Source organism: uncultured Campylobacter sp. (assembly GCF_938040115.1).
Lineage (GTDB): Bacteria > Campylobacterota > Campylobacteria > Campylobacterales > Campylobacteraceae > Campylobacter_A.
The window spans coordinates 1-7365 of the sequence record NZ_CALHXD010000048.1 but is presented as its reverse complement, the minus strand read 5'-3'; the positions used below and the strand labels follow the sequence as shown (position 1 = coordinate 7365).

Annotated in this window: 9 protein-coding genes and 1 pseudogene; 7 read left to right on the top strand and 3 right to left on the bottom strand. The window is 43.1% G+C overall.

Translation table 11 applies throughout. From position 1 onward, the window contains the following. From Q0314_RS01955 to Q0314_RS01945, 3 genes and pseudogenes are all read right to left on the bottom strand, one after another. Positions 1–211 (bottom strand): annotated as a pseudogene (locus Q0314_RS01955) (hypothetical protein); the annotation flags it as partial. Next, on the bottom strand, positions 208–1218 hold the full coding sequence (locus tag Q0314_RS01950) for a PQQ-binding-like beta-propeller repeat protein (RefSeq protein ID WP_002948227.1): 1011 nt from the start codon (positions 1216–1218) through the stop codon (positions 208–210). The gene Q0314_RS01950 and the pseudogene Q0314_RS01955, both read right to left, overlap by 4 nt. Further along, on the bottom strand, positions 1215–1781 hold the full coding sequence (locus Q0314_RS01945) for a hypothetical protein (RefSeq protein WP_298055920.1): 567 nt from the start codon (positions 1779–1781) through the stop codon (positions 1215–1217). The genes Q0314_RS01950 and Q0314_RS01945 overlap by 4 nt, the downstream gene beginning before the upstream one ends. A 122-nt stretch (positions 1782–1903) precedes the next feature. Between Q0314_RS01945 and gatC the strand changes: the two genes are divergently transcribed. The 7 genes from gatC to Q0314_RS01910 all read left to right on the top strand — a co-directional run. Further along, a complete protein-coding gene (gatC, locus tag Q0314_RS01940; RefSeq protein ID WP_298055919.1) occupies positions 1904–2191 on the top strand; it encodes an Asp-tRNA(Asn)/Glu-tRNA(Gln) amidotransferase subunit GatC in 288 nt (95 codons plus the stop codon). Between the two features lie 11 nt (positions 2192–2202). Beyond that, on the top strand, positions 2203–3318 hold the full coding sequence (locus Q0314_RS01935; protein WP_206159250.1) for a type IV pilus twitching motility protein PilT: 1116 nt from the start codon (positions 2203–2205) through the stop codon (positions 3316–3318). Continuing rightward, a complete protein-coding gene (locus Q0314_RS01930; RefSeq protein WP_298055917.1) occupies positions 3318–3911 on the top strand; it encodes a CvpA family protein in 594 nt (197 codons plus the stop codon). Before Q0314_RS01935 ends, Q0314_RS01930 begins: the two co-directional genes overlap by 1 nt. Next, on the top strand, positions 3908–4381 hold the full coding sequence (locus Q0314_RS01925; protein ID WP_171992834.1) for a Fur family transcriptional regulator: 474 nt from the start codon (positions 3908–3910) through the stop codon (positions 4379–4381). The genes Q0314_RS01930 and Q0314_RS01925 overlap by 4 nt, the downstream gene beginning before the upstream one ends. After that, positions 4381–5883 carry a lysine--tRNA ligase gene (gene lysS, locus Q0314_RS01920; protein WP_298055923.1) on the top strand — a complete coding sequence of 501 codons (1503 nt, stop codon included), beginning with the start codon at positions 4381–4383 and terminating at the stop codon, positions 5881–5883. The genes Q0314_RS01925 and lysS overlap by 1 nt, the downstream gene beginning before the upstream one ends. Then, positions 5883–7127 carry a serine hydroxymethyltransferase gene (locus tag Q0314_RS01915; RefSeq protein ID WP_298055912.1) on the top strand — a complete coding sequence of 415 codons (1245 nt, stop codon included), beginning with the start codon at positions 5883–5885 and terminating at the stop codon, positions 7125–7127. Before lysS ends, Q0314_RS01915 begins: the two co-directional genes overlap by 1 nt. Further along, positions 7127–7365 (top strand): DUF1882 domain-containing protein (locus Q0314_RS01910; protein WP_298055910.1); only part of this gene is annotated, 239 nt, incomplete at its 3' end. The genes Q0314_RS01915 and Q0314_RS01910, both read left to right, overlap by 1 nt.

Here is a 7365-nt window from a genome sequence, read left to right as displayed (position 1 = left end):
TAGCTATTTCATCAATCGCTTCAAATTCTTTGCTTAAAAATCTAGCCTTTGCGCTGCGAAAAAACAAAAGCGTATAAAAGCCATTAATATCAACGCCCGTGAGCGCGGCAAGGGTCTTTTTTTTAGTAAATTTATCAAGCTCCATCCAGCTTAAATTTTTTAAGATAATCTTTTTGGCTTCCAGAACTTGATAAATTTCTTGTTTCGTCATTTAAGCTCTAAACTGTAATCGTCGTAGTAAAATTCTTTCGCGCCAGCGAAAATTTGGCTCTCGACCTCGTCTGAAAGCTCGTAAATTTTGGCATTGTCGAGCGCTAGATCTGTCTTGATGAGATATCCTGTTTTTTCCATTATATAAAGCGAGCCGTTATAGACGGTGGCGCTTGAAAAGATGGCGAATTTAAAATATACGTCTTTGATTTGTTTCAAATTTAAGTCGCTAAGCACGATTTTGCCGTCTTTTAGCAAGATATATATATATTCGCCGTTTATGACGATGTCTTTGATCTCGCCGTTATAATAAACCGTTTTTTCGGGATTTATCGAGACGATACGTTTGCCGGTGGCGGCTATCATCGTGTCGTTTACGACGTTGAGCGAGATGATGTTGTTAAAAAACTGCTCGCTACTCACAACCACGTCACGTAAAATTCGGCCTTGGTTTTTATCCGCGATCATGATCTTACCGTCAAGCGTAGGAAATATAACGAGCGAGCTCATAAATAACGGCGCAGCGACGCGAGAGTCCTGCGCATAGACGTTTGAGCTTTCAAACTCGAGCAAAGTATCGTTTGTTGCAATGTCGATGAGATATATGACATTGCCCGCGCTTAAAAGGGCTAGTTTATTATCTTCTAGAGCGGCTGAAACGATTGCTTCATTGAAGCTTCTTTGAAATAAAATTTCGTTTGAGCTGTTTGCAACGATCAAATTTCCATCCAAATCGGAGCTGATAAATTTACCGTCGGCTGAATTTAACAAGGTTGCGCCCTTTGGCAGCTTTATCTCGGGCGAGAGTAGGCCGTTTTTAGTTATCGCCATACCGTTTTTTAGTACCGCTCCGTTTATGCTCGCCGTCGCGATGCTAGCCGGCAGCCTGTTTTCTGAAATTTTTTCATTTTGCACATCGGTCGGTTCGAAATACTGCCTTTTCGTACTGCATCCGCCGAGTACCGCGACGCAGAGCGCAGCCGCTAAAATAGCTTGAAATTTTCTCATTTTGCATTTCCTTGATAGTGTTCTAAATTTTTGACGATGGATTGAAGCTGAGAATTTAAAGGAACCTTTTTAAATTCGTTTTTTGCTTCGTCGATTTTATTTTCTTTCATTAGCTCATACCCTCTAATAACGGCCTTATATGAAGTCAAAATTTGACCGCTAGGCTCGTTTATCTGGGATTTTACGATATCTTTTAAAAGCGGATCTATTTGCTCGTTTGCTAGCGATTTTAGCGCGTTTATGTCGTTGTTATCAAGTGCTCTTTTAAACTCGTAAAGCGCGTAGAGCGAGGCGTCTTTTTGCTTTAGTTCAGCCTTTGCTTGCTCGTCTTTTGGATTAAGTATCAGTTTTGCATATGCGGCGTTTGCGGCTTTAAACTCTTTTTCTTTTAAAGCGCCGTTTATATAGTATCCCGCCGCGCCGATGACGCCTAAAGCTAGCGCACCGATGATAATTTTTTTATATTTTTTAAAAAATCTTTCGCTTTTGATTATGTTTTCTAAAAATTGTTCTTGAGTATTTAACTCTTCCTTTATAGAATCAATATCATCTTTGATGGCCAAGTTTGTTCCTTAAATTTTAGTTATTGAAAGTTCGTAATTGTAGCATAATAAATATAAAACAGCATAAAAATCAAGGCAAATTGTGTTATAATGCGGAAATTTTAAAAATTTGACGAGGTTTTATGCGGATAGACGATACTTTATTAACCAAACTCGAAAAGCTTAGTTCGCTTAAAGTCGAGAGCGACAAGCGAAGGGAAATCGAAGGTCAACTCAGTGAAATTTTGAGCTTTGCGGGTATACTAGACGAGCTTGATTTAAGTGCTTCTCAAGCGGTAGTAAGCTCCAGAGAGGGCGGAACTCCGTTAAGAGAAGACGTAAGCGTGAGCTCTGACGTGATAGAAACTATACTTAAAAACGCTCCAATGAGTAGCGAACACTTCTTTGTCGTGCCGAAAATTATAGAATAAGGAAATTTTATATGGAGCAAATAAGGCAAGAAACTCAAAATGATAGTTTAGAGCCCAAGAAGATAGACGTAAGCTTGGAGACGTTATTAAAAACGGTCGTCCACAATAAGGCCAGTGACTTGCACCTTGTCGCAAGAAGCGAGCCGCAGATCAGAATAGACGGAACTTTGAGGCCGCTTGAGCTCGGCGTATTAAAAGGGCACGATATACAAGATATCTGCTATGCGCTCATAACCGACGTGCAAAAAAGCGATCTCGAGGAAAATAGAGAGCTTGACTTCGCAATAGAGCTTCCCGGAGTTGGACGTTTTAGGGGCAACTATTACTATACTATGAACGGCGATTTGGCTGCCGCATTTCGTATTATTCCGACAGATATTCCGTCTCTTGACGACCTTAGAGCGCCTGCTATTTTTAAAGAAGTGGTAAAGCGCGAAAAAGGGCTAATTTTGGTCACCGGACCTACGGGTAGCGGTAAATCGACGACGCTTGCCGCGATGCTAAACGAGATAAATTTAAACGAAAGAAAGCATATTATTACCGTAGAAGATCCTGTCGAGTTCGTACATACGAATAAAAAAGGTCTTTTTTCTCATAGAAACGTAGGCGTGGATACCAAGTCTTATGCCAAGGCGCTCAAAAGCGCACTTCGTGAAGACCCTGATATTATTTTGGTGGGCGAGCTTCGAGATAGAGAAACGATATCTACGGCTATTACGGCAGCAGAGACTGGCCACTTGGTATTTGGCACGCTGCACACAAACTCGGCTATTCAGACTATCAACCGTATTATAGATAGTTTTGAGGGCGGCGAGCAGCTGCAGGTGCGAAATATGCTTTCGGTTTCGCTAACGGCGGTTATATCGCAAAGTCTGCTTCCTAAAATCGGTAGCGGACGGCTTGCTATACATGAGATATTGATAAATAATAACGCTATCGCAAACCTTATTCGAGAAAACAAGGTGCATCAAATTTACTCCCAAATGCAGCTAAACCAACAAGTAACCGGCATGATGACGCAAACGCAGTCCTTAATGAAAGCTATTAGAGCAAATCAAATCACGAAAGAAATGGCGATGAGATATTCAACCAATCAGCAAGAACTCGCACCATTGTTAGGTATGTAATGGATTTTGTTACTCTATTTGACGTAGTCGTCGTTTCATTGGTTTTGATACTGGGTATAAAAGGCGTGATAAGCGGACTGATAAAGGAAATATTTGGCCTCATTGGTCTAATCGGCGGTATCGTCGTGGCTAGTAGATTCGGTATTAGAGTCGGTCATCTAATAAGCGATAATGTTTATAAAATAGAGGGCGATTCTATTTTATTTTTTGCTGGATTTTTAACGACGCTTATCGTATTCTGGATACTTTGCTTAGGTATCGGCGCATTTTTATCGAGATTAGTAGGGTTAAGCGGACTTGGATTTTTGGATAAAATGGGCGGATTTGTCATCGGAAGCACTAAAATTTTCCTAGTTTTTGCGGTTTTGATAGTGACTATTTCAAATATTCAAGTTTTAAACAACAAAATAGAGCCGTATTTTAGGGGAAGTAAGCTGTATCCGATCTTGCTGGATACGGGCAAATGGATAATGAACGTGGATGTAAAAGGCATAGCAAGCGGAGTGGGAAATATCGAGACGCCGTTTGATGCCTCTATGCAGGAGCAAAGGCCAAATTTAGAGATAAATTCGACGATTAAGGAGTACAAATGATGATTGAGAATTTAGAATACGACGCGCTTCTTGAGAAATTTAAAAAAATTTTGAGAGACAACGGGCTAAAATACACGCAACAGCGAGAAGTTCTACTAAAGACGCTCTACAACAACGACGAGCACTTCACTCCGGAGAGACTTTATTTTTTCATTAAAGAGACCTATCCTGACTTAAACGTCGGCATCGCGACCGTTTATAGGACGCTAAATTTACTCGAAGAAGCCGAGATGGTAACCTCTATCAGCTTTGGTTCGCAAGGTAAAAAATTCGAGCTCGCAACCAAACCTCACCACGATCATATGATATGCCGCAGATGCGGAACTATCATCGAATTTGAAGACGCAACCATAGAAAAAAGACAAGCAAATATCGCAAAAGAGCATGGCTTTAAGCTAACCGGACACATGATGCAGCTTTACGGAGTGTGCAAAGAGTGCAATGCCAAAGAGGCAAAGGGCGGCAAGTGATATTTGAAAATCAACTGGAGATCCAGAGGCTAGAGACTGCAAATGAGTTAAGAAGCGCGGGCGTAAATCCATATCCGCATTTTTTGCGCCGCGATATGGATATAACTAAATTTAGGCTCAAATTTAAACATATAATAGACACCGAAGAAAAGAGCGCAGAAGGTCAGCTAGTAAGCCTCGCTGGACGCGTTAAGCTCATCAGGGATGCAGGCAAGGCGATATTTGCCAACATCGAGGATGAGGACGGCAATCTCCAAATTTACTTTAGCAACAAGACGCTTGATCCGGACTGGTTTAAGGTTGTAAAGAAAAATATCGAAGTAGGCGACATTATATACGTGCGCGGATATGCCTTCGTCACGCGAACAGGCGAATTTTCGATGCACGTTAGCGAGCTAACTTTAGCATCAAAGGCTATTTCACCGCTTCCGGAGAAATTTCACGGACTAACGGATATAGAGACTAGATATCGCCAAAGATACCTAGATATGATAATGAATCCAGAGGTCAGAGCTGATTTTAAGCGCCGCTCGGTTATCGTTAGCACGATTCGCAGATTTTTCGAGGATAAGGGCTTTTTGGAGGTCGAGACTCCGATGATGCACCCGATCCCGGGCGGTGCTAACGCTAAGCCTTTCGTCACGTTTCACAATGCGCTTGGCGTGGAGAGATTTTTACGCATCGCACCCGAGCTTTATCTAAAGCGTCTCATCGTGGGCGGTTTTGATGCCGTTTACGAGATGAATAGAAATTTTCGCAACGAGGGTATGGACTTAACGCACAATCCAGAATTTACCAGCATTGAGTTCTACTGGGCGTGGCATACTTATCACGATTTGATGGGGCTAACCGAGGAGCTATTTAACGTGCTTCTTGATAAACTAGATATGCCTAAAATCATCGAATTTGACGGTATGCAGATCGATTTTAGCAAGCCGTTTAAACGCATAAGCTACAAAAAAGCGCTCGTAGAAATCGGCGGTCTAGACGAAGCGATCATCGGCGATAAGGATAAAATTTTAGCTAAGCTCAAGGCTGACGGCTTTGAGGCAAACGCAAAGCTTGATTTAGGGCATTTGCAAGCCGAGCTTTTTGATAACTATGTAGAAAGCAAGCTAACCGATCCGACGTTTATCATAGACTATCCGATTTCGATCAGCCCGCTTTCTCGCAGAAGTGATGCAGATCCTAATATCGCGGAGAGATTTGAGCTGTTTATCGCAGGGCGCGAGCTAGCAAATGGCTTTAACGAGTTAAACGATCCGATTGATCAATACGGCCGCTTCGCTTCACAAATCGAAGCTAAAAATGCAGGAGACGATGAAGCTCACGAGATGGACGAGGACTATGTGAGGGCTCTTGGCTACGCGATGCCTCCGACTGCGGGGCAGGGCATCGGTATAGATAGGCTCGTGATGCTACTAACCAATAAAAAATCCATCCGCGACGTGGTGCTTTTCCCGGCGATGAGACCGCAAAAAAACGAAACCAAGGAGAATTAATGAGTTTGCAAAGTTATGATAAAGAAATTTTTGATTTAGTAAATTTGGAATTAAAACGCCAATGCGACCACCTCGAGATGATCGCGAGCGAAAATTTTACCTATCCTGAAGTAATGGAAGTAATGGGCTCGGTTCTAACCAATAAATACGCGGAAGGCTATCCAGGCAAACGCTACTACGGCGGCTGCGAATACGTCGATCAGATCGAGCAGCTAGCGATAGATCGCTGCAAAGAGCTTTTTGGTTGCGAATTTGCAAACGTACAGCCAAACTCAGGCTCGCAGGCAAACCAGGGCGTTTACGGCGCGCTTTTAAATCCGGGCGATAAAATTTTAGGCATGGATCTAAGCCATGGCGGACACCTAACTCACGGCGCAAAAGTAAGCAGCTCTGGTAAAATTTATCAGAGCTTTTTCTACGGCGTGGAGCTTGACGGACGAATAAACTACGACAAAGTGATGGAAATCGCGCAAATCGTAAAACCTAAGATGATCGTGTGCGGCGCGAGCGCATATACTCGCGAGATCGAATTTAAGAAATTCCGCGAGATAGCTGACGCCGTCGGCGCTATACTCTTTGCCGACGTGGCGCACATCGCGGGCCTAGTCGTAGCTGGCGAGCATCAGAGTCCTTTTCCGCACTGCGACGTGGTGAGCTCAACTACGCACAAGACCCTTCGCGGACCTCGCGGCGGTATCATTATGACAAACAACGAAGAGTACGCTAAAAGGATAAATTCGTCTATTTTCCCTGGCATTCAGGGCGGACCGCTCGTTCACGTTATCGCGGCAAAGGCGGTAGGTTTTAAACATAACCTTTCGCCTGAATGGAAAATTTACGCCAAGCAAGTCAAAGCAAACATCAAAAAGCTAGCCGAAATTTTAGTAAAACGTGGCTTTGACCTAGTTAGCGGCGGTACGGATAATCACCTGGTTTTAATGAGCTTTTTAAATCGCGAATTTAGCGGTAAAGATGCCGACATCGCTCTTGGAAACGCAGGCATAACGGTAAATAAAAATACGGTTCCAGGCGAAACTAGAAGCCCGTTTGTTACAAGCGGTATCCGCATCGGAAGTCCGGCGCTTACGGCTCGCGGCATGAAAGAAGCGGAATTTGAGATCATCGCAAACAAAATCGCCGACGTGCTAAGCGATATCAATAACGCAGCGCTTCAAGAAAAAGTAAAAGCCGAACTAAAAGAGCTTGCGGGCAAATTTATCATCTATGATAAGGCGACTTATTGATGCAGAGCATAGACACCGCGCTAATCAAAATGAACACGAGCCACTACTGGATCAAACGCGATAATATCGTAAGTAAGATTGAGTACAAGGGACGGACGTTTTTCAACAAATTTGAGCTCATAAACGAGCCTCTAAGCTATCAGGTGATAAAAGATCACGACGAGGGCAAGATCACTGTCGCGCACTCGCTGATACTGCCTGGCGACAAGGTAGAAAATATCGTCTTTGACTACAACGG

Coding starts and splice junctions, on each gene's coding strand:
- Q0314_RS01935 (WP_206159250.1), top strand. CDS start 2,203: ATGGAGCAAATAAGGCAAGAAACTCAAAATGATAGTTTAGAGCCCAAG.
- gatC (WP_298055919.1), top strand. CDS start 1,904: ATGCGGATAGACGATACTTTATTAACCAAACTCGAAAAGCTTAGTTCG.
- Q0314_RS01930 (WP_298055917.1), top strand. CDS start 3,318: ATGGATTTTGTTACTCTATTTGACGTAGTCGTCGTTTCATTGGTTTTG.
- Q0314_RS01925 (WP_171992834.1), top strand. CDS start 3,908: ATGATGATTGAGAATTTAGAATACGACGCGCTTCTTGAGAAATTTAAA.
- Q0314_RS01915 (WP_298055912.1), top strand. CDS start 5,883: ATGAGTTTGCAAAGTTATGATAAAGAAATTTTTGATTTAGTAAATTTG.
- Q0314_RS01950 (WP_002948227.1), bottom strand. CDS start 1,218: ATGAGAAAATTTCAAGCTATTTTAGCGGCTGCGCTCTGCGTCGCGGTA.